Origin of the sequence: Nocardioides antri, from assembly GCF_008373765.1 — a bacterium.
In the GTDB taxonomy this organism is placed as follows: Bacteria; Actinomycetota; Actinomycetes; order Propionibacteriales; family Nocardioidaceae; genus Nocardioides; species Nocardioides antri.
On record NZ_VUJW01000002.1, the window covers coordinates 310,404 to 330,572 of the forward strand.

General features: G+C 72.2%; 22 protein-coding genes. 12 read left to right on the forward strand and 10 right to left on the reverse strand.

Annotated elements, in window-relative coordinates:
- Positions 1-64 precede the first annotated feature (64 nt).
- Together F0U47_RS05915 and F0U47_RS05920 are read left to right on the forward strand one after the other, a co-directional pair.
- Positions 65-553 (forward strand): GNAT family N-acetyltransferase, encoded by a 489-nt coding sequence (locus F0U47_RS05915; RefSeq protein ID WP_246159480.1) that lies wholly within the window; start codon positions 65-67, stop codon positions 551-553.
- A gap of 59 nt (positions 554-612) precedes the next feature.
- Complete coding sequence (locus F0U47_RS05920; protein WP_149749388.1) at positions 613-957, forward strand: hypothetical protein; 345 nt, start codon at positions 613-615, stop codon at positions 955-957.
- 9 nt (positions 958-966) lie between these two features.
- Here the strand turns inward: F0U47_RS05920 and F0U47_RS05925 are convergent, their stop codons facing one another.
- Together F0U47_RS05925 and F0U47_RS05930 are read right to left on the reverse strand one after the other, a co-directional pair.
- On the reverse strand, positions 967-1,818 hold the full coding sequence (locus tag F0U47_RS05925; protein ID WP_149749389.1) for an ABC transporter permease: 852 nt from the start codon (positions 1,816-1,818) through the stop codon (positions 967-969).
- Positions 1,815-2,735 (reverse strand): ABC transporter ATP-binding protein, encoded by a 921-nt coding sequence (locus tag F0U47_RS05930; RefSeq protein ID WP_149749390.1) that lies wholly within the window; start codon positions 2,733-2,735, stop codon positions 1,815-1,817. The genes F0U47_RS05925 and F0U47_RS05930 overlap by 4 nt, the downstream gene beginning before the upstream one ends.
- Positions 2,736-2,866: 131 nt before the next feature.
- Here F0U47_RS05930 and F0U47_RS05935 point away from each other — a divergent pair, with 131 nt between their 5' ends.
- On the forward strand, positions 2,867-3,958 hold the full coding sequence (locus tag F0U47_RS05935; RefSeq protein WP_149749391.1) for a sensor histidine kinase: 1,092 nt from the start codon (positions 2,867-2,869) through the stop codon (positions 3,956-3,958).
- On the forward strand, positions 3,955-4,602 hold the full coding sequence (locus F0U47_RS05940; protein WP_149749392.1) for a response regulator: 648 nt from the start codon (positions 3,955-3,957) through the stop codon (positions 4,600-4,602). Before F0U47_RS05935 ends, F0U47_RS05940 begins: the two co-directional genes overlap by 4 nt.
- Positions 4,603-4,605: 3 nt before the next feature.
- On the opposite strand, the gene F0U47_RS05945 is transcribed toward F0U47_RS05940, so the two are convergent.
- Both F0U47_RS05945 and F0U47_RS05950 read right to left on the reverse strand, forming a co-directional pair.
- Positions 4,606-5,202: a class I SAM-dependent methyltransferase gene (locus F0U47_RS05945; protein ID WP_149749393.1), complete on the reverse strand. Its 597-nt coding sequence runs from the start codon at positions 5,200-5,202 to the stop codon at positions 4,606-4,608.
- Positions 5,203-5,212: 10 nt separating this feature from the next.
- Positions 5,213-6,316, reverse strand: coding sequence for a citrate synthase 2 (locus tag F0U47_RS05950; RefSeq protein ID WP_149749394.1), 1,104 nt, complete (start codon positions 6,314-6,316; stop codon positions 5,213-5,215).
- Positions 6,317-6,379: 63 nt separating this feature from the next.
- Between F0U47_RS05950 and pdxH the strand changes: the two genes are divergently transcribed.
- Positions 6,380-7,042 carry a pyridoxamine 5'-phosphate oxidase gene (pdxH, locus tag F0U47_RS05955; RefSeq protein WP_149749395.1) on the forward strand — a complete coding sequence of 221 codons (663 nt, stop codon included), beginning with the start codon at positions 6,380-6,382 and terminating at the stop codon, positions 7,040-7,042.
- 7 nt (positions 7,043-7,049) lie between these two features.
- Here pdxH and F0U47_RS05960 read toward each other — a convergent pair whose 3' ends face one another.
- Together F0U47_RS05960 and F0U47_RS05965 are read right to left on the reverse strand one after the other, a co-directional pair.
- On the reverse strand, positions 7,050-8,369 hold the full coding sequence (locus tag F0U47_RS05960; protein ID WP_149749396.1) for a serine/threonine-protein kinase: 1,320 nt from the start codon (positions 8,367-8,369) through the stop codon (positions 7,050-7,052).
- Between the two features lie 143 nt (positions 8,370-8,512).
- On the reverse strand, positions 8,513-9,412 hold the full coding sequence (locus F0U47_RS05965; protein WP_149749397.1) for a GNAT family N-acetyltransferase: 900 nt from the start codon (positions 9,410-9,412) through the stop codon (positions 8,513-8,515).
- 93 nt (positions 9,413-9,505) lie between these two features.
- Here F0U47_RS05965 and F0U47_RS05970 point away from each other — a divergent pair, with 93 nt between their 5' ends.
- From F0U47_RS05970 to F0U47_RS05995, 6 genes are all read left to right on the forward strand, one after another.
- Complete coding sequence (locus tag F0U47_RS05970) at positions 9,506-10,108, forward strand: TetR/AcrR family transcriptional regulator (RefSeq protein ID WP_246159486.1); 603 nt, start codon at positions 9,506-9,508, stop codon at positions 10,106-10,108.
- Positions 10,102-11,847, forward strand: a complete 1,746-nt coding sequence (locus F0U47_RS05975) for an ABC transporter ATP-binding protein (protein ID WP_149749398.1) — start codon at positions 10,102-10,104, stop codon at positions 11,845-11,847. The genes F0U47_RS05970 and F0U47_RS05975 overlap by 7 nt, the downstream gene beginning before the upstream one ends.
- Positions 11,844-13,790 carry an ABC transporter ATP-binding protein gene (locus F0U47_RS05980; protein ID WP_149749399.1) on the forward strand — a complete coding sequence of 649 codons (1,947 nt, stop codon included), beginning with the start codon at positions 11,844-11,846 and terminating at the stop codon, positions 13,788-13,790. The genes F0U47_RS05975 and F0U47_RS05980 overlap by 4 nt, the downstream gene beginning before the upstream one ends.
- Before the next feature lie 318 nt (positions 13,791-14,108).
- Positions 14,109-14,840: a class I SAM-dependent methyltransferase gene (locus F0U47_RS21005; RefSeq protein ID WP_188111185.1), complete on the forward strand. Its 732-nt coding sequence runs from the start codon at positions 14,109-14,111 to the stop codon at positions 14,838-14,840.
- 52 nt (positions 14,841-14,892) lie between these two features.
- On the forward strand, positions 14,893-16,482 hold the full coding sequence (locus tag F0U47_RS05990; protein WP_246159481.1) for an MDR family MFS transporter: 1,590 nt from the start codon (positions 14,893-14,895) through the stop codon (positions 16,480-16,482).
- A complete protein-coding gene (locus tag F0U47_RS05995; protein WP_149749400.1) occupies positions 16,479-16,919 on the forward strand; it encodes a MarR family winged helix-turn-helix transcriptional regulator in 441 nt (146 codons plus the stop codon). The genes F0U47_RS05990 and F0U47_RS05995 overlap by 4 nt, the downstream gene beginning before the upstream one ends.
- Positions 16,920-16,949: 30 nt before the next feature.
- Here F0U47_RS05995 and F0U47_RS06000 read toward each other — a convergent pair whose 3' ends face one another.
- Positions 16,950-17,669 carry a hotdog family protein gene (locus F0U47_RS06000; protein WP_149749401.1) on the reverse strand — a complete coding sequence of 240 codons (720 nt, stop codon included), beginning with the start codon at positions 17,667-17,669 and terminating at the stop codon, positions 16,950-16,952.
- A gap of 67 nt (positions 17,670-17,736) precedes the next feature.
- Between F0U47_RS06000 and F0U47_RS06005 the strand changes: the two genes are divergently transcribed.
- Positions 17,737-18,423 carry an iron-dependent transcriptional repressor DtxR gene (locus tag F0U47_RS06005; RefSeq protein WP_149749402.1) on the forward strand — a complete coding sequence of 229 codons (687 nt, stop codon included), beginning with the start codon at positions 17,737-17,739 and terminating at the stop codon, positions 18,421-18,423.
- On the opposite strand, the gene F0U47_RS06010 is transcribed toward F0U47_RS06005, so the two are convergent.
- From F0U47_RS06010 to F0U47_RS06020, 3 genes are read right to left on the reverse strand one after another with little or no spacing between them, the layout of a single operon-like run.
- Positions 18,410-19,249, reverse strand: coding sequence for a Sir2 family NAD-dependent protein deacetylase (locus F0U47_RS06010; protein WP_149749403.1), 840 nt, complete (start codon positions 19,247-19,249; stop codon positions 18,410-18,412). The genes F0U47_RS06005 and F0U47_RS06010 overlap by 14 nt on opposite strands.
- Positions 19,250-19,270: 21 nt before the next feature.
- Complete coding sequence (locus F0U47_RS06015) at positions 19,271-19,834, reverse strand: protein-L-isoaspartate O-methyltransferase family protein (protein WP_149749404.1); 564 nt, start codon at positions 19,832-19,834, stop codon at positions 19,271-19,273.
- Between the two features lie 9 nt (positions 19,835-19,843).
- Complete coding sequence (locus F0U47_RS06020) at positions 19,844-20,110, reverse strand: DUF2277 domain-containing protein (RefSeq protein ID WP_149749405.1); 267 nt, start codon at positions 20,108-20,110, stop codon at positions 19,844-19,846.
- Positions 20,111-20,169: the final 59 nt, after the last annotated feature.

Consider the following 20,169-nt stretch of genomic DNA (forward strand, 5'->3'; position numbering starts at 1 on the left):
CGGGGCTGACGACGCTGTCAGTAGGAAACCAGTGTGACAGCCGGGTGACGACGGTGATAAATCGATGTCCGTCATGGACGCCGTGCTGGAGCTCCGCGGAGCGGCCTACTCCGACCCCGATGCGGTCGCCCTGGTCGCCCGCGTCCAGAAGGAGTACGCCGAGCGCTACGGCACGCCCGACGAGACGCCGGTCGACCCAGCCATGTTCGACCCGCCGGACGGCTTCTTCGTCGTCGCCTACCTCGACGGGGTCCCGGTCGGCACCGGCGCCTGGCGCCGGTCCCCGGTCGTCGCGCTCGGCGGCACGTCGGGAGTCGAGATCAAGCGGATGTACGTCGTGCCCGAGCACCGCGGCGGCGGCCTCGCCCGGCGGATCCTCGCCGAGCTCGAGACGACGGCGGTCGCCGCCGGCCACGACCAGGTCGTCCTCGAGACCGGCCTCAAGCAGCCGGAGGCGATCGCGCTCTACGAGTCGTCCGGCTACGTGCCGATCCCCGGCTTCGGGCACTACCGGGACAGCGACCTCAACCGCTGCTTCGGCAAGCGCCTTTGACCGCTCTAGGTTTGCCCGTCCTCCGAACGGTTACCGCCCTCAGAACCTAGGGAGGACTCATGGACACCTGGATCTGGATCGTGATCGCCGTGGTGGCGCTGCTGGTCATCGCCGCGCTCGTGGCGTTCGCGATGAAGCAGAAGCGCCACCGCGACCGCGAGAAGGCGGCGGAGATCCGCACCGAAGCGGCGCAGCGGACGCCGGACCTGCGCGTGCGTGAAGCGGAGGTGCAGGGCGCCGAGGCCGAGGCGGAGCGGATGCGCGCCGAAGCCGACCGGCTCGAGATGATCGCCCAGGAGCGTCGCGAGCACGTGCAGGAGGAGCGGAGCACGATGGACGACCGGCTCCACGAGGCGGACCGCCTGGATCCCGACACCAAGACGCCGAAGAGGACGGACAGCTGACCTCACGCGTCAGGCCACGTCGCGACGGCGTACGACGACCAGGGCGACCACCGCGGCGACCAGGATGTAGCACGCGGTGGTGATCGCCGCCTGGGGTCCGGCGACGGTGTCGAGCACGCCCGGGGTGCCCTCGCCCCCGGGCTCGACGCCCACGACCGAGCCGACCAGCGAGCCGGCGGCCGTGCCGGGCAGGACCGCGGTCAGCGAGTCCACCCAGCCGAGGAGCTGGCCGACGCCGCGCAGGAGGTTCTCGACGACGAGCGCCCAGACCAGTCCGAGGCCGACCGAGAGGGCGGGACCGCGGGCGAGCGTGCCGAGCGCGAAGCCGACGACGGCCCACATCTCCAGCACGAGGAACCCGACGCCGACGGACTCGAGCACCGAGCCGAGCGACGGCATCACGATCTCCTGCGACTCGGTGGTCGCGACCAGGAGCGACAGGGCGAAGTCGAAGCCGAGCCAGACGGCGAGGGTCGCGGCGACGAAGACGGTCAGCGCCGCGAGCGACCCGACGATCGTGCCCGCGCGGTGCGCGCCGAGGGAAAAGACGGTCTTCCAGGTGCCCCAGCCGTAGCCGTTGCCGGCGACGATCGCGCCCAGCACCATCATCAGCGCGCCGCCGAACATCGGCATGCCCTGGAGGAGGACGTCGGGAACGTTGGCCGGCATCATCTCGGCGAGCAGGCTGTCCTTCGTGGCGCCCTCGTTGGAGAACGAGGTGTCGCCACTGGCGTAGGACAGGTAGTTGAACAGGTAGCCGAACATCAGGCTCAGGGCCAGCCAGGCGCCGAGCGTGATCCAGACCGCCGGCCACTTGCGCAGGCGCAGCAGCTCGGCTCGGGTGGCGTTCAGGGGGCTCATGACACGGGCTCCTTCTCACGGGTCGCGGCGGTCATCTCGAAGAAGACCTCTTCGAGGCTCCGCTCGGTGGGGGTGATCTCGTGGACGTCGACGCCGGCGGTGACCAGCTCGCGGACCAGGTGGGGTGCGGCGTCGGCGGGGAGGTCGAGCGACAGGCCGGCGGGCGTGCCTCGTACGCCGTCGTCGCCGGCCAGGCGCATCGCGACCGCGAGCGCGACCGGCTCCGGCGTCGCCCGCAGCCGCAGCGAGGAGCCGCCGCGCATCTCGGCGACGGTGGACTCGAGGAGCAGCGTGCCGCCGTTGATGACGCCGACCCGGTCGCAGATCTCCTGCACCTCGGCCAGCAGGTGGCTCGACAGCAGCACGGTCTGGCCGCCGCGGGCGAGGTCGACGACCAGCGCGCGCATGTCGGCCATGCCGGCCGGGTCGAGGCCGTTGGTGGGCTCATCGAGGATGATCAGCTCGGGGTCGCCCATCAGCGCAGCGGCGACGCCGAGGCGCTGCTTCATGCCGAGCGAGTAGCCCTTGTACTTGTCCGACCCGCGTGCCGCGAGGTCGACCCGCTCGAGCACCCGGTCGACCTCGGTGTCGGCGTAGCCGCGGAACCGCGCGACGGTCCGCAGGTTGTCGCGACCGGAGAGGTACGGATAGAAGCCGGGGCCCTCGATCAGCGCGCCGATCCGGTCGGTCGCGACGCTCGCGGTGCCGGCGGTCGGCCGCACCAGGCCGAGCAGCATCCGGAGCGTGGTCGTCTTCCCGGCGCCGTTCGGCCCGAGGAAGCCGTACACCTCGCCACGTCGCACGGTCATGCTGACCCGGTCCACCGCGACGCGGTCGCCGCGCCGTCCCGAGCTTGTCGAGGGGTAGGTCTTCGTCAGCCCGTCGGTGGTGACCAGGGGGGTCTCGTTCGTTTCCATGGCTCCACGGTGCTGCCCGCCGGCCGCCCGCGCGTCCGACGGAGCGCGGCGGCGCCCTACGCGGTTCTGCGTACGGCGACCGGTCCCCGCGCCGTACGACGACGGCGCCCGTCCGGTCTAGCCTCACTGGCATGGCGCACCTGACTGCCGAGCTCACCCGTGTGCATCGGGCGTGGTGGCCGTGGGCGCTTGCGCTCGTCATCGTGCTCGGCACGTGGGGGTCGAACCGCGAGCTGGTCGTCGAGCGTCCGGTGGCGCGCATCGCCGTGTTGATCGCCGTGTTGGCTGTGATCCCTCTTCTCCTCGGTGCCAGCCACCACATCTCCCTCGTGTTCACGGGGTTGTGGACGGGGTTCTACTTCGCCGGGTCCTTCGCCGACGGTCCGATGTACCTCGCGCTCCCAGCCCTGACCTACCTCTATGCGAGCTCCACTGCGCCGCGGCGATTGGTTCCCTGGACGGTGGTCGCCGCGGGTCTCGCGGCATCCGGGTTCGTCGGAGGAGCGCTCCGTGACAGCGACCACCGCGGGTTCTGGCAAGCCGCCGGTTTCCTCGCGATCACCGCGGCCGCAGGGGCGGTGGGGGCAGCGCTGCGCAGCCGGACGGAGGCGGCCGCCGAACGGGGCGAGCGCGCCGCCACCGAGGAGCGGCTGCGGATGGCGCAGGACCTGCACGACGGCGTCGGCCACGGCCTGGCGGTGATCGCGATGCAGGCCGGCGCCGCGCTGCACGTGCTCGACCAGGACCCCGAGAGGGCGCGGGCCAGCCTCGAGGCGATCCGGGCGACCAGCAAGGAATCGCTGGACGCGCTGCGCTCTGAGCTAGCGGTGATGTCGGGCGCCGCGCTGCGCCGGCCCGCGGTCGGCCTGGCCGAGTTGCCGGCCCTGCTCGACCGGGTCCGTGCCGCCGGGCTGCGCGTGGACGTCGTGGGCTCGCCGGGCGAGGTGGCGGACGAGGTCGGCGAGGTCGCCTACGTCGTCGTCCAGGAGGCGCTCACCAACGTGCTGCGCCACGCAGGCGCCGGCGCCGTGTCGGTCGAGTGGGGCCGGCAGGGCGACCGGCTGGTGCTCGCGGTGCGCGACGACGGGCGCGGCGGCGCGGTCCAGGATGAGGGCATGGGCATCGGCGGCATGCGGGCCCGGGTCGCCCGTCTCGGCGGCTCCCTGTGGGTCGGGCCCCGCGCCGGCGGGGGGTTCGAGGTCGTGGCGGAGCTGCCGGCATGATCCGCGTCGCACTCGTCGACGACCAGCCGCTGGTCCGGATGGGCCTGGCCACGATCATCGACGCGGAGGCGGACCTCGAGCTCGCCGGAGAGGCGGGGGACGGCCGGGAGGCGCTGGGCATGCTGCGGCGCACCCGCCCCGACGTGGTGCTCTGCGACATCCGGATGCCCGTCCGCGACGGGCTCGAGCTGCTCGCCGACGTGACGGCGGACCCCGGCCTGGCGGACGTGCGGGTGGTGATGCTGACGACGTTCGAGCTCGACGAGTACGTCTTCGAGGCGCTGCGCCACGGCGCCAGCGGCTTCCTGCTCAAGGACGCGGAGCCGACCGACCTGCTCGGAGCCATCCGGGTCGTCGCCGACGGCGGCTCGCTGCTCGCGCCGTCGGTCACCCGCACCGTCATCCAGCACTTCGGGGCACGCCCGGCCTCCCGTCCGCACCCGCGGCTCGGCGACCTCACCGAGCGCGAGCGGGAGATCCTCGGCTGGGTCGCGACCGGCCGCTCCAACGCGGAGATCGCCGACGAGCTCGTGGTCAGCCCCGACACCGTCCGGACCCACGTCAGCCGGGCGATGGTCAAGCTCGGCGCCCGCGACCGCGCGCAGCTCGTGGTGTGGGCGATCGAGTCGGGGCTGTCGCGGTGATGCTCAGCCGGTCACAGCCGAGACGAGGTAGCGCTCGTCCGTCGTCGGCCCGCCCCACAGCGCGGGGTCGTCGAGCAGGGTGAGGCTCGGCTCGAGCCCGGCGCCGGCCACCAGGTCGACCGTCGCGGCCGCCGTCAGCCCTGCGCCGGTCGACCACGCGCCCTCGACCAGCACCAGGCGGCCGCCGGGCCGCAGCAGGTCGAGCCACCGTGCGAGCGCGGTGGCGGGGTCCGGCATCGCCCACAGGACGTGCCGGCAGAGGACGGCGTCGTACGACGACGCGGGCAGTGGCGGCTCGTACGCGTCGCCCTCGGTCACCGTGGCCCGCTCGACACCTGCCAGCTTGGCGCGGGCGCGCTCCACCATCGCCGGGGAGAAGTCGACGCCGTCGACCCGGTAGCCCTCCTCGGCCAGCAGGAGGCTCAGCGTGCCGGTGCCGCACCCGAGGTCGGCCACCCGCGCCGGGGCCGGCGGCAGCGCGCCGAGCAGGAGCGTGCGCCACGCCGACCTCACTGCCCGGTCGGTCAGACCATGGTCGGCCGGCTCGTCGTACGCCGGCGCCTCGGCGTCCCACTCGGCGATCCGGGCTCCGAGGTCCATCGGGTCGTGCTCACTCCGTCCAGGCGGGGTTCCACCCGTCGACCTCGTCGGCCTTGCGCGGCGGGGGACCGGTGTAGATCGCCGACGGGCGGATCAGGCGCCCGGTGAGCTTCTGCTCGAGGATGTGGGCGGACCAGCCGCCGGTGCGGGCGCAGGTGAACATCGACGTGAACATGGTGGCCGGCACCTCGGCGAAGTCGAGGACGATCGCCGCCCAGAACTCGACGTTCGTCTCGAGCACGCGGTCCGGACGCCGCTCCCGCAGCTCGGCGAGCGCGGCCTGCTCGAGCGCCTCCGCGACCTCGAAGCGGGGCGCACCGAGCTCCCGGGCCGTGCGCCGCAGCACCCGCGCCCGCGGGTCCTCGGCCCGGTAGACCCGGTGACCGAAGCCCATCAGCCGCTCACCGGAGTCGAGGAGACCCTTCACGTAGGCGCGGGCGTCGCCGGACTTCTCGACGTCCTCGATCATGCCGAGCACTCGCGAGGGCGCGCCGCCGTGCAGCGGGCCGCTCATCGCGCCGATCGCGCCGGACAGCGCGGCGGCGACGTCGGCGCCGGTCGAGGTGATCACCCGGGCGGTGAACGTGGAGGCGTTCATGCCGTGCTCGGCCGCGGACGACCAGTAGGCGTCGATCGCGTGGGCGTGCTTCGGGTCGGCCTCGCCACGCCAGCGGATGAGGAACTTCTCGGCCAGCGTCCTGCCCTCGTCGACGAGCCGCTGGGGCACGACGGGCTCGTGGATGTCGCGCGCGGACTGGCCTGCGTAGGCCAGCACCATCACGGCAGCGCGGGCGAGGTCCTCGCGGACCTTCTCCGGGGACGAGTCGTAGGTGTAGCGGATGCCGAACGCCGGAGCGAGCATGGCGATCGCGGCCTGGAGGTCGACCCGGACGTCACCGGTGTGCACGGGCAGCGAGAACGGCTCCGCCGGCGGCAGACCGGGCGTGTAGGTCCCGTCGATGAGGAGACCCCACACGTTCTCGAACGGCACCCGGCCCACGAGGTCCTCGATGTCGACGCCGCGGTAGCGGAGCGCTGAGCCTTCCTTGTCCGGCTCGGCGATCTCAGTCTCGAAGGCGACGACGCCCTCCAGTCCGTGGTGTACCTCGGGCATCGTCAGTCTCCTTCGACTAAGGCATGATCAGCGGCATTCTGCCGCACGCACTAGGTTCGGCGTATGTCCGGTGACGACGAGCCCGACCTCGCCGCCCTGCGGAGGGAGTACGGCGCAGTGGGGCTGGCCGAGTCCGCTGCTCACCCCGATCCGTTCGTGATGTTCCGCCGCTGGTTCGCCGATGCGCAGGCTGCGCACCTGCACGAGCCGAACGCGATGATCGTCGCCACCGTCTCCCCGGACGGCCAGCCCGCGGCGCGGACGGTGTTGCTCAAGGGGCTCAGCGACGGCGTCGACGGCGGCTTCGCGTTCTACACGAACGTCGTCTCGCGCAAGGGTGCCGACCTGGCGCACGAGCCGCGCTGCGCGCTGCTCTTCCCGTGGCACCCGCTCGAGCGGCAGGTGCGGGTCGAGGGCGTCGCCGGCCGGCTGACCGACGCCGAGGTGGCGGCGTACTTCGCCGGCCGGCCGCGCGGCAGCCAGCTGGGCGCGCACGCGTCGCCGCAGTCGCAGGTCGTCGCCGGCCGGCAGGAGCTCGACGAGCGGTTCGCCGAGGTCGAGGCGCGGTACGCCGGCGTCGCGGTGCCGGTGCCGCCGCACTGGGGCGGCTACCGGGTGCGCCCGGAGACGTTCGAGTTCTGGCAGGGGCGGCCCGGGCGGATGCACGACCGGCTGTGCTACCGCCGGACGGACGAGGGCTGGACGCTGGAGCGGCTCGCGCCGTGAGCCCGGGTCAGGCGGACGGGTTCGGCGGCGGCGCCGGCTGGTCGCCCGTGGGGCACAGGTAGCGCAGCGGGATCGTCGCCTGCGCGTCGCCCGGGCTGACGACGGCGACCACCTCGTCGATCACCTGCTCCTTCCCGCGGAGGGTCAGGTCGAGCGCGGCATGGACCGTCTCCTCGCCGTCGTCGACGGAGAACCGGTCGGTCTCCGCGATGCTGCCGTTCGGCAGCCGCCACTGCAGCTCGAGCTCGCCGGCACCACCCTCGATGGAGATCGCGGCGGTGAGGTGCAGCGACGCCCGCGGGCAGTGGACCTGCGGCGGCGTGACCGTCAGCGCGATCCCCTGCACCTCTAACCGGCCGGAGGCGTCGTCACCGGCGCTCGCGGTCGGAGGGGCGAAGAGCAGCCAGGCGCCGACGCCGCCGCCGGCGAGCACCGTGGCCAGTCCGAGGATGATCACGAACATCTCGAAGAACCGGCGCAGCCGGCGCTTCCTCGGCTGCGCCGGCACGATCCGTACGACGACCGGGCTGGTCGCGGTCGGCGGCCGCAGCGCGACGGGCTCGGTCTCGACCCCGACCTCGACCTCGGGCTCGGCCTCCGCCTCGACCGGGGCGCCGCCCTCGCGCGGCGCCCACCGCTCGGCGTCGGGAGCCTCCGGCCGACGGGCCACGGGCGGCTCCGCCGGGAGCGGCACGACCGCAGCGCGACGCAGGCGGTTGGTCGGCCAGTCCTCGGCAGGGATCGTGTCGAGCGTGGCGACCAGCTCGAGGGGACGTGGTCGCCGAGCCGGCGTGGCGGTGAGGGCCCGCTTGAGCGCGAGCGCCGCCGCCCGGGGCAGCGTGGGGAGCGACGGAGCCCTCGCGATCGCGGTCTGCACGTCGTGGGGGTGGTCACCGGTCAGCAGCTCGAAGGCGAGCATCGCGAAGGCGTGGGCGTCGTTCCTCCGCGCCGTCTCCTGCCGTGTCGCGGAGGCGGGTGGCATCTCTCCGGGGTGCGCGAGCGCCGAGCGTCCGTCGGGCAGCACGTAGACCGTGGCGGGCCGGAGGTCGCCGTGGACCAGGCCGCACTCGTGCATCGCGTCGAGGGTGCCGGCGACGTCCTGGAGCGCATGGAGCGCGGCCGCCGCCGGCAGTGGCGCGATGCTGACGAGGTCGTCGAGCGAGACGTCGGGGACGTACTCGGTCACCAGCGACGCCGTCGGCGACAACGGGTCCCGCTCGCACGCCCGGGCCAGTCCCGGGAAGGGTGTCGCGGCCACGAGTCGCGCTTCCTGGCGTCGGCGCCGCAAGGTGTTGCGTCCGTACGTCGTGATCTCGAGGAGACTCATCGGGCACGCCTTCCTGGCCGGACCCTCCCCGTTCGGACAAACGGTAGGACCGCCGCGCCGGACGCGTGCGCGATCCGTCGCAATATTTACCCGATCGAGAACCGGCCACACGCCCGCTGGTCCACCTGGCAGCAACCTCGCCGTCAGGTGACCAGCTCGCGTCGCCCGCGCGTGCGGTAGACGCCGCCGGTCACCACGTATCCGAGCTTCGCGTTGACGTGGCGGATGCCGGCGTTGCTCTCCTCGTTCATGGTGTGGCAGAGGGTGGCGCCGGCCTCGGCTGCGAGCCGGTGGCCGTACTGCTTCAGCGTGAACGCGAGGTTCCTGCCGCGGAACCGCTTCCCGACGCCGGTGTAGGCGATGCCGAGGACACCCTCGCTGATCTCGCCGATGATGATCGCCGCCGGAGCGCCGTCGACGCGCGCGAGCGCCGCGATCGGCTGCTCGGCCTTGGCGGTCATCCGGCGGTAGTCGGCGAGCCGGCTCACGAACCCCTCGGCCGCCTCGGGGTTGGTCTGGCTGTCGACGAGCATCTCCTCGACCTCGTCCTCGTCGGGGAACTGCAGGGAGGTGGCGTCCTCGACCGTCACGCCGGGCGCGAGCTCCGGCTCGGGGAGGTCGACGAGGGGGAGCTCGGAGTCGATGCCGTGCTGCACGACCTCGTAGCCGTGCGCGAGAGCGACCTCCAGCGACGCAGGGTCGTCGTCCTCGACGCCGACCCCGAGCATCTCGACCGACGGCGGCAGGGTCGTGACGAGCGCCCGGTAGAGCGCGCCGCCGACGCCCCGGCGCTCGTGCTCGCGCGACACCGTGACGTTGACGATCGCGAAGCCCGGCGGGAACCAGGGGCCGCGGAGGGTGTTGCCCCAACCGGCGAGCACGCCGTCGACGTACGCCGCGCGGACCGCGAAAACCTCCATCTCGTCGGCATGGACGAAGTTCCACTCCGCCTGCGCCCGGCGCAGCCGGGGACTGCGCGCCATGCGCAGCTCCACCAGTGCGTCGTACGACGTGGGATCGGGCTCCCGGATCTCGACGGCCATGCCCTGATCGTCCTTCGTGCGGGATGGCGGAGCAACGGGGATAAGCCGTTTGTGAGTGAGTGCTCACTCATTTAGGCTGCTGGGGTGGACGTGATGCGACGGGGACGGGCCCGGCCGATGTCGCCCGAGGAGCGGCGCGAGGCCCTGGTCGCGGTGACCCTGCCGTTGCTCCACGAGCACGGGCGCGCGGTGACGACCCGGCTCATCGCCGAGGCCGCCGGCGTCGCCGAGGGCACGATCTTCCGGGTGTTCGCGTCCAAGGACGAGCTGGTCGACGCGGCAGTGGCGAAGGCGTTCCGGCCCGGACGGATGATCGACGACCTCCGGTCGATCCCGTTGGACGCGCCGCTGCGCGACCGTGCCCTCGCGCTGGTCGGGCTGATGCAGCGTCGCTACTCCGGCGTCTTCGTGCTGATGCGGAAGCTCGGGATGGCGGGCCCGCCGGAGCCACCGCCCGACGACCCGGAGTGGGCCGACGCGCTGCAGCGCACGCTCGACGCCATGGTCGACGTGCTCAGCCCTGACCAGGACCAGCTGGTGCTGCCCGCTGCCGAGGTCGTGCGGGTGCTCCGGCTGCTCACGTTCTCGGGCACCCATCCCAAGGTCGCCGCCGGGGAGCCGCTGTCGGCGGAGCAGATCGTCGACACCGTGCTCTACGGCGTGGTCGCGCGCGACGGGAACGAACCCTCGTGCTGATCCGGCTCCTGCGGGAGCACCTCGCGCCGTACCGCGGCTGGCTCTGGGCCATCGTCGTGCTGCAGTTCACCGCGACCGTCGCGATGCTCTACCTGCCCAGCCTCAACGCCGACATCATCGACAACGGCATCGCCCGGGGCGACACCGGATACATCGTCCGCGTGGGCGGGGTCATGCTGTTCATCGCGCTGGTCCAGGCGGCGTGCTCGATGTCGTCGGCCTGGTTCGGCGGCCAGGCGGCGATGGCGCTCGGGCGCGACCTGCGGGCGGCGGTGTTCGGCCGGATCGGCACGTTCTCGAGCCGCGAGGTGGCGTCGTACGGCGCGCCGTCGCTGATCACCCGTGCCACCAACGACGTCCAGCAGGTGCAGATGCTGGCGATGATGACCTGCCTGATGGCGGTGACGATCCCGATCATGATGGTCGGCGGCGTCGTGATGGCCATGCGCGAGGACTTCGGGCTCTCGTGGCTGGTGGTCGCGGTCGTGCCCGTGCTGTTCCTCTGCATCGGGGTCGTCGTCTCGCAGATGGTGCCGGCGTTCCGGTCGGTGCAGGAGCGGCTCGACGACGTCAACCGCGTGCTCCGCGAGCAGATCACCGGCATCCGGGTGGTCCGCGCGTTCGTCCGGGAGCCGCAGGAGACTGCGCGCTTCGCGGCGTCGAACGACGACCTCACCGCGATGTCGGTGACGGCCGGTCGGTGGATGGCGGCCATGTTCCCGCTGGTGATGGTGGTGTCGAACGTCGCCAGCGTCGGCGTGATCTGGTTCGGCGGCCACCGGGTCGACAGCGGACAGATGGAGGTGGGCGCGCTGACCGCGTTCCTCGCCTACCTGATGCAGATCCTGATGTCGGTGATGATGGGCACCTTCATGCTGATGATGGTGCCGCGGGCGTCGGTCAGCGCCGACCGGATCGCCGAGGTGCTCGACACCGACTCGTCGATCGTGCCGCCCGTCGCGCCGGTGACGACCGTCGACGTCGCCGGCCACCTCGACCTCGAGGACGTCGGCTTCACCTATCCGGGCGCCGAGGCGCCGGTGCTCGAGGGCGTCTCGCTGTCGGTGCGTCCGGGCCGCACGGTCGGCGTGATCGGGTCGACCGGCGCCGGCAAGACGACGCTGGTCAACCTCGTGCCCCGGCTGCTCGACGCGACCGCCGGGCGGGTGCTCGTCGACGGCGTGGACGTGCGCGACCTCGACCCGGAGCTGCTCTGGTCGCGGATCGGGCTGGTGCCGCAGCGGGCGTTCCTCTTCACCGGGACCGTGGCCTCCAACCTCCGCTACGGCAATCCGGACGCGACCGACGAGGAGCTGTGGCGGGCGCTGGAGGTTGCGCAGGCCGCCGACTTCGTGAGCGCGATGCCCGAGCAGCTGGAGGCGCCGATCGTCCAGGGCGGCACCAACGTCTCCGGCGGCCAGCGGCAACGGCTTGCGATCGCCCGCGCGCTGGTACGACGCCCGGAGATCTACCTCTTCGACGACGCGTTCTCCGCACTCGACGTGGCCACCGACGCCCGGCTGCGGGCGGCGCTCCGCGCCGAGCTCGTCGCGACCGGCGACGCCGCGCTCGTCATCGTCGCCCAGCGGATCGCGACCATCCGCGACGCCGACGAGATCCTCGTCCTCGAGGACGGGCGGGTGGTCGGCCGCGGCACCCACGACCGGCTGGTGGCCGCCAACCCGACCTACCAGGAGATCGCGGTCAGCCAGGGCCTCGTCGAGGGAGCGCCGGCATGACGGTCTCGACGAGCAAGAGTCCCGCCACGCTGAAGCAGACCGAGCGGGTGGTCCAGGGGCCCGGCTTCGGTCGCGGCCCGATGGGCGGCGGGATGGTCGGCCAGAAGGCCCACGACTTCCGCGCCTCGGGGCGGCGCCTGCTCGGTCTGCTCCGGCCGGCGCGGTGGCGCGCGGTCGCCGTGCTCCTGCTGGCGGCGGGCAGCGTCGCCTCCGTCGCGGTCGGGCCGTGGCTGCTCGGCAAGGCGACGGACATCGTGTTCAACGGGTTCATCGCGTCGCGGGCGGACGACAGCCCGGCGTTCGCGGAGACGGCGTCGACGCTCGGCATCGAGCCCGGGCCGGGTGTCGACTTCGACGCGGTCGGCCGGGTGCTGCTGCTCGTGCTGGTGATCTACGTCGTCGGTCAGGTGCTCGGCTGGCTGCAGGGCTGGCTCGTCAACGACGTGGTGCAGGAGACGGTCCGGCGGATGCGCTCGGACGTCGAGGACAAGATCCACCGGCTGCCGCTGGCCTACTTCGACCGGCAGCCGCGCGGTGAGCTGCTCAGCCGGGTCACCAACGACATCGACAACGTCGCGCAGAACCTCCAGCAGACGATGAGCCAGCTGCTGACCTCGCTCATGCTCGTCGTCGGCGTGCTCGGGATGATGTTCTGGGTCTCGCCGCTGCTCGCGGTCATCGCGCTGGTCTCGGTGCCGCTCGCGATGATCGTGACCAGCCGCATCATGAAGCGCTCGCAGAAGCAGTTCATCAACCAGTGGCGGCAGACCGGGCGGCTCAACGGCCAGGTCGAGGAGGCCATCTCCGGCCACGCGCTGGTTACCGTGTTCGGTCGGCGCCGGGCCGTCGAGGCGGAGTTCGCCGAGGCGAACGAGGAGCTGTACCAGTCGTCGTACCGCGCGCAGTTCGTCAGCGGCCTGGTGATGCCCGTGATGATGCTGATCGGCAACCTCAACTACGTCGTGATCGCCGTGGTCGGCGGCCTCCGGGTGACCAGCGGGTCGCTCACGCTGGGGGAGGTGCAGGCGTTCATCCAGTACTCCCGGATGTACACCCAGCCGATCACCCAGATCGCCTCGATGGCCAACCTGCTGCAGTCGGGCGTCGCGTCGGCCGAGCGGGTCTTCGAGCTCCTCGACGCCGACGAGGAGGTGGCGGACGCCGCCGCTGGTCGAGAACCTTGCTCTGGCGACCGTCTCGAGACCACCGGTGAAGTGCGCTTCGAGGATGTCTCCTTCTCCTACGAGCCCGACGAGCCGCTCATCGAGGACCTCTCCCTCGTCGCGCGCCCGGGGGAGACGGTCGCGATCGTCGGTCCGACCGGCGCCGGCAAGACGACGCTGGTCAACCTGATCATGCGGTTCTACGAGCTCGACGCCGGCCGGATCACGCTCGACGGCGTGGACATCACGGCGATGCCGCGCGCCGACCTGCGCAGCCGGATCGGCATGGTGCTCCAGGACACCTGGCTGTTCGAGGGCACGATCCGCGACAACATCGCCTACGGCCGCCCGGGGGCGAGCGAGGAGGAGATCCGCGAGGCCGCGCAGGCGACGTACGTCGACCGCTTCGTCCACTCGCTGCCCGAGGGCTACGACACCCGGGTGGACGACGAGGGCTCGAACCTGTCCGCGGGCGAGCGACAGCTGATCACCATCGCGCGGGCGTTCCTGGCCCGGCCGGCGCTGCTGATCCTCGACGAGGCGACGTCGTCGGTCGACACCCGCACCGAGCTGCTTTTGCAGCAGGCGATGGCGGCGCTGCGCACGGACCGCACGTCGTTCGTCATCGCCCACCGGCTCTCCACGATCCGCGACGCGGACCTGATCCTCGTCATGGAGCACGGCCGGATCGTGGAGCAGGGCGGTCACGCCGAGCTGCTCGAGCGCAGTGGTCCGTTCGCCCGGTTGCACGCGGCCCAGTTCGCCGCCGTAGCGGTCTGACGGAACCCGGCGGAAATATTGCGTTGTGCCTCTTTGGGGTGCCGACCTACCGTGGTCGCACACGAGAAAGGAGGTGATCCGAGGAATGAGTTCCTATAGGACGCGTGAGGTGGTTGCCGGTTAGGCGACCCCAGCGACGGGGTGGGATCACCCCGATCTCTGATGCCGGGCTGCCGGCCAATCCACAGCAGCCACCCGACCCGCAGGCGAACCGGGCACGTCCCCCGGTGCGGTCCTCACGGACCACGCCTGCGGGTCGCTCCTTTTTGGCGAGCTGGTCGCGGGCAACCTCGGGGTCGCTCGCGCGTCTGGAGGGGTGTGTTCTTCGACGACTACCCCGCCTTCTACGAGTCCAGCAGGACGGCGGCGTTCCCCCGCCGGCTCGACCTGCGCCACCAGGCCATGATCGAGGCGAACCGCGACATCCTGGCCGGCGCCCGCGTCCTGGATCTCGCGAGCCACGACGGCCGCTGGTCCTTCGCAGCGCTGAAAGCAGGTGCGGAGCACGTGATCGGCGTCGAGGCCCGCGCTTCGCTGGTCGACCACGCGAACCGGCTGTTCGAGCAGTACGGCGTGCCGCCGGAGAGCTACCAGTTCCGGCAGGGCGACATGTTCCGCGTGCTCCAGGAGGGCGAGTTCGACGTCGACGTGGTGCTCTGCCTCGGGTTCGTCTACCACACGCTGCGGTACGGCGAGCTGTTCCGCGGGATCGCCGAGGTGGGGGCGGAGTACTGCATTCTCGACACCAAGGTCTTCCCGAGCGAGGAACCCCTCGTGCGGGTCCTCACCAACCGGACGGCGGTGCAGGGGCACGCCGCCAAGGACGATCTCTCCCAGGGCGGCCGGGCGCTGGCCGGGTATCCGTCGGTGCCCGCGCTCGAGGTGATGCTCGACGTCTACGACTTCGACATCGAGGAGCAGTTCGACTGGGCAGACCTGCTGGCCACCCTTCCCGAGCCACTGCGGGCCGTGCGGGGCTACGCCACCGGGAACCGGGTGACGCTGCGCTGCCGGTCGCGGCGTCCGCACGTAGTTGACCTGGACAACTAGCTGGCCATAAAGTTGACCTCGACAACCAATCGAGGGAAACCGAGGCTGCCGCGTGACCCAGGCACCCACCGCCGAGCAGACCGGCCGGATGTCGCACCGCGAGGTCATGGAGGCGCTCACCGGCCTGCTGCTCGCGATGTTCGTCGCGATGCTGTCGAGCACGGTCGTCACCAACGCGCTGCCGGCCATCGTCACCGACCTCCACGGGAGCCAGACCGGCTACACCTGGGTCGTCGTCGCAACCCTGCTGACGATGACGGCGACCACCCCGATCTGGGGCAAGCTCGCCGACCTCACCAGCAAGAAGCTGCTCGTCCAGGCGGCGCTGGTCATCTACTCGGCCGGGTCTCTGGTCGCGGCGTTCGCGCCCGACATGGGCGTCCTGATCGGCGCTCGCGCGATCCAGGGCCTGGGTATCGGCGGCCTCACCGCGCTGGTCCAGGTCGTCATCGCGTCGATGGTGTCGCCGCGCGAGCGCGGTCGCTACAGCGGCTACATCGGCGCGGTTTTCGCCACCGCCACGGTGAGCGGGCCGTTGCTGGGAGGCCTCGTCGTCGACAGCCCGCTCGGCTGGCGGGGCTGCTTCTTCGTGGGCCTGCCGATCGCGGCGCTCGCCTTCGTCGTGCTCCAGAAGACGCTGCACCTGCCGGTCGTCCGCCGCGACGACGTGTCGATCGACTACGCCGGCGCCACGCTGGTCATGGCCGGGGTCAGCGTGATCCTGGTCTGGGTCTCCCTCGCCGGCACGGACTTCGGGTGGCTCTCAGGGACCACGGCGCTGATGGTCGGTGGCGGACTCTTGCTCGTCTCAGCGGCGGTGTACGTCGAGGCGCGGGTCGCTGCCGAGCCGATCATCCCGCTCCGGCTGTTCAGGAACCGGACCATCGCGCTCGCGACCGTCGCCTCGGTGATGGTCGGTGTGGCGATGTTCGGCGCGACGGTCTACCTCGGCCAGTACTTCCAGCTCGCCCGCGGCATGTCGCCCACCGAGGCCGGCCTGATGTCGATCGCGATGGTCGGCGGCCTGCTCGTGTCGAGCACGGTGACCGGGCGGCTCATCACCTCGACCGGGCTGTGGAAGCGCTACCTCGTCGGCGGGACCGTCCTGGTGATCGTCGGCATGGTCCTGCTGGGGACGATCGACGCCCGCACGCCGCTCGTGGTCGTCACCGGCTACATGCTGGTGGTCGGCCTCGGCATCGGCGCGACGATGCAGAACCTCGTGCTGGCCGTCCAGAACACCGCCGATCCGCAGGACCTCGGCGCCGCGAGCTCAGTCGTCGCGTTCTGCCGCTCGATGGGCGGCTCGATCGGCGTCTCCGCATTCGGCGCGGTGCTCGCCCACCAGGTCGCCGACGACGCCAAGGCCGGCATCACGCGCCTCGCCTCCGGCGGCGGCCTCACCCCGGCGGAGCTGCGCGGGCTCGACCACGACCACGGCGCGATCCCCGACCTCGCCGAGCTCCCGTCGCCCGTCCGTGTCGTCTACGAGACCGCGTTCGGCGACGCGACCGGCCACGTCTTCCTGATCGCAGTGCCCCTGGTCGTGATCGCCCTGGTCTGCGTCCTCCTCATCGAGGAGGTCCCGCTGCGGACCACCACCGGCGAGGTGGAGCCGGTCGGGGAGGATGTCGTCCCGTGACCAGTCGTCCCGAGGCCCTCCGCGAGCTCGAGCGCGAGGTCGGGGTGATGATGCGGCGGGTACGCCGGGTGATCGCCGAGCGCGCCCACGCGGTGCACCCGGAGCTGCAGTCGTCGTCGTACCTCATGCTCGGCTACCTGCTCGACCAGGGACCGCTGCGCGCCTCCGCGCTGTGCGCGGTCTTCGACGTCGACAAGGGCGCGATCAGCCGCCAGGTGCAGCACCTCGTCGACCTCGGCCTCGTCGACCGCACGCGCGACCCGGCCGACGGCAGGGCGACCCTGATCAGCGTCAGCGAGGAGGGCGCGCGGCGCATCCACGACGTCGTCGAGCCCCGCCGGAAGTGGTACGACGAGCGCCTCGGCGACTGGACGGCCGACGAGATCCTCGACTTCGCCGCCACCCTGAGTCGTTACAACGAGGCGCTCGGCGGCTGAGTCGTTCCGGGACCCTCAGAACCCGCGCCCTCAGAAGGTGTCGGGGTCGACGGTGATCCACACGTGCTCGGCGGTCGCGCGGAGGCCGCCGTCGTAGTCGTAGAGCGACGAGGCCGTGAACGTCTTGCGGCCCTCGCCCCCGCGCACCTCGCCCACGACCACGTAGTGCTCGCCCGTGACCGGCAGGTGGTCGATCCGGAGCGTCATCGTCCCGAGCACCATCGGCCGCTCGTCGACGTCGCTCGCCCAGGCGCCGGGGCAGTCGAGCGCCGCCCAGGTGATGGGCACGCTCACGTCGTACGGCGTCCACGTGGCGGCCACCAGCGCGTCGGAGCGGGCGACGGGGCCGGCGAAGATCCGCAGCCCCTCGCCCTCGGGGCGGTCCGGCCCGCACGTGAAGCACGAGGGGAACGGGTGGTCGCGGTGGCCCCGGTAGCGGGTCTCCGCATCGGCGGCCGCCGACATCGACACCGGCGGGACCGGTGTCGGGTCGGTCTCGGCGAGCCGGGCCTCGGCGACGGTGCGGCCGTCGATGGAGGCCGCGATCCCGGTCTCCGTCGGGGTCACGTCGAGCGGGGTGTCGAGGGGCGGCGGGAGCCGGAGCGCGACCGTGACCGGTCGACCGGGGTGGTCGTCGGCCAGCCGCTCGGCCAGTCGCTCGGCCAGGGCGCCGGCGGTCCAGCCGCCGTTGCCGGACCTCGGAGGACCGTGGAAGCGGCTCGGCACGACGAGCGGTGCGGAGGGGGGCATGACGTAGAGCCTGCCAAACAAAGTCGCTGGCGTGCGGTTGGTGGGCGCCATGGGAGAGGATGTGCGGGTGAGCGACCTGATCGACACCACCGAGATGTACCTCCGCACGATCTACGAGCTGGTCGAGGAGGGCATCGTGCCGCTGCGGGCACGGATCGCCGAGCGCCTGCACCAGAGCGGTCCCACGGTGTCGCAGACGGTCGCCCGGATGGAGCGTGACGGCCTCCTGACCGTCGAGGGCGACCGCCACCTCGAGCTCACCGAGGAGGGCCAGCGCCTCGCCACCCGGGTCATGCGCAAGCACCGGCTCGCCGAGCGGCTGCTGACCGACGTCATCGGCCTCGACTGGGAGCTCGTCCACGAGGAGGCGTGCCGCTGGGAACACGTCATCTCCGAGACCGTCGAGCGGCGGCTCCTCGAGCTGCTCGACCACCCGACCGAGTCGCCCTACGGCAACCCGATCCCGGGCCTCGCCGAGCTCGGCCAGGAGAGCGTCGGCGAGGAGTTCATGTCCGACGTCGAGCCGCTCTCCAAGGCCGCCGGCGAGGAGTCGAGCCGCGCCCTGGTCCGCCGGATCTCCGAGGAGATGCAGAAGGACGAGGCGCTGATGAGCGCGATGCGCCGGGTCGGTGCCCTGCCGGACAAGACGATCACGATCCAGGCAACGGCCGACGGCGTTCTCGTCGGCTCCGGTGGGGAGACCGCCGAGATCTTCCCCGAGGCCGCGGACCACATCTTCGTCAAGCGCCTCTGAGTCGCCGCGCTGCCAGCTCCGGCAGCCAGTCGGAGGTCCCCGCGTCGACCTTGTACGACGCCAGCTCGTCCCCGCGCGTCGGGCCGCGGTTGACGATCACGACGGGCACGCCGAGCTTGGCCGCGCGCCGTACGAACCGGAGTCCGCTCATCACGGTGAGGCTCGACCCGGCGACGAGCAGCGCACCCCCGCAGCCGGCCAGCGCCTCGACCGCGGCGTAGCAGCGCTCGACCCGCGCCGGGGGGACGTTCTCGCCGAAGAACACGACGTCCGGCTTGAGCGCGCCGCCGCAGGTCGGGCACGCGGGGACGACGAAGTCGTCGGTGTCGTCGAGGTCGACGTCGCCGTCGGGCCGGCTGGCGACGGCCGCGTGCCGTTCGACCCAACCGGGGTTGAGCTCGGCCAGCCGCTGCTGCAGGGAGGCGCGGGCCGTCGTACTCCTGCAGGACAGGCACACCACGTCGGCGATCCGGCCGTGCAGCGCCACCAGTCGCGGCGTGCCCGCCGCCTCGTGGAGGCCGTCGACGTTCTGGGTGATCACCAGGTCCGCGCCGAGCGCGGCGACCGCGCGGTGGCCGGCGTTCGGCTGCGCCCGCCGCATCCGCGACCACCCGAGGTGGGAGCGCGCCCAGTAGCGCTGCTGGGCCGCCAGGCCCGAAACGAACTCCTGGTAGGTCATCGGCATCCGCGCCGGCGCCCCGGGCCCGCGGTAGTCCGGGATGCCCGAGTCGGTCGACAGACCCGCCCCGGTCAGTGCCACCAGCGGGCGGTCCGCGCACACGGCGAGCGCCTCCGCTGCCGCGGTGGTCGCCGGTGCCGTCGTCACGGCAGCAAGAGTACGGGCCGGTCAGTCCTCGATGAGGGGCACGAACAGATAGCGCCCGTGCTTCTCCACGACCGGCCCCTCCGGGCTCAGCACCACGCGGTGCATGACGCCGTCCACCGGCAGGACCAGGACGCCTCCGATCACCAGCTGCTCGAGCAGCTGGTGCGGGACGGCCCCGGCCGCTGCTGACACCAGCACCCGGTCGTACGGCGACCCCGCTGGCCAGCCGAGCACCCGCGGCTCCGCCTCGTGCACCTCGGCGTTCGGGTACCGGTCGCCCAGGCTGGCGCGGCTCGCCTCCACCAGCTGCGGGATCCGCTCGACACCGACGACCGAGCCGGTGGGGCCGACCAGGTGCGCGAGCAGGGCGGTGGTCCAGCCCGAGCCGGAGCCGACGTCGAGCACCCGGTCACCGGGCTGCGGGTCCAGCAGCGCGAGCATGTTGCGCACGGTGGTCGGCTGGCTGTTGGTGACGCCGTACCCGATGTCGAGCGCCTGGTCGAGGTCGGCGTAGCGGTGCTGCCGTGCGGGGAGGAAGTCGCGGCGGGGGACCGCCGCGAACGCCTCCTCGAGCCGAGAGCTCATGAGGACCGATCAGCCGTACCGGAGCTTGGCCCGCTCGCGCGCCTTGGCGGCCTCGACCTCACGGTCCTTCGGCGGGGCGGTCGTGACCAGCGCCTCCAGCAGGTGCTCGGTGGCGTGGGCGACCTCGCGGACGGCGCGGTCGAACGCCTCCTGGTTGGCCTGGGACGGCTTCGTCGTCCCGCTCACCTTCCGCACGTACTGCAGCGCAGCCGCGGTCACCTCATCCGTCGTCGCCGGCGGCTCGAAGTTGTGGAGGACCCTGATGTTGCGGCACATGCTTCGAGCGTACGCCGCCGGGCGGTGCGCCGGGGTTGTCCGCCTTTCCCACGGGTTGT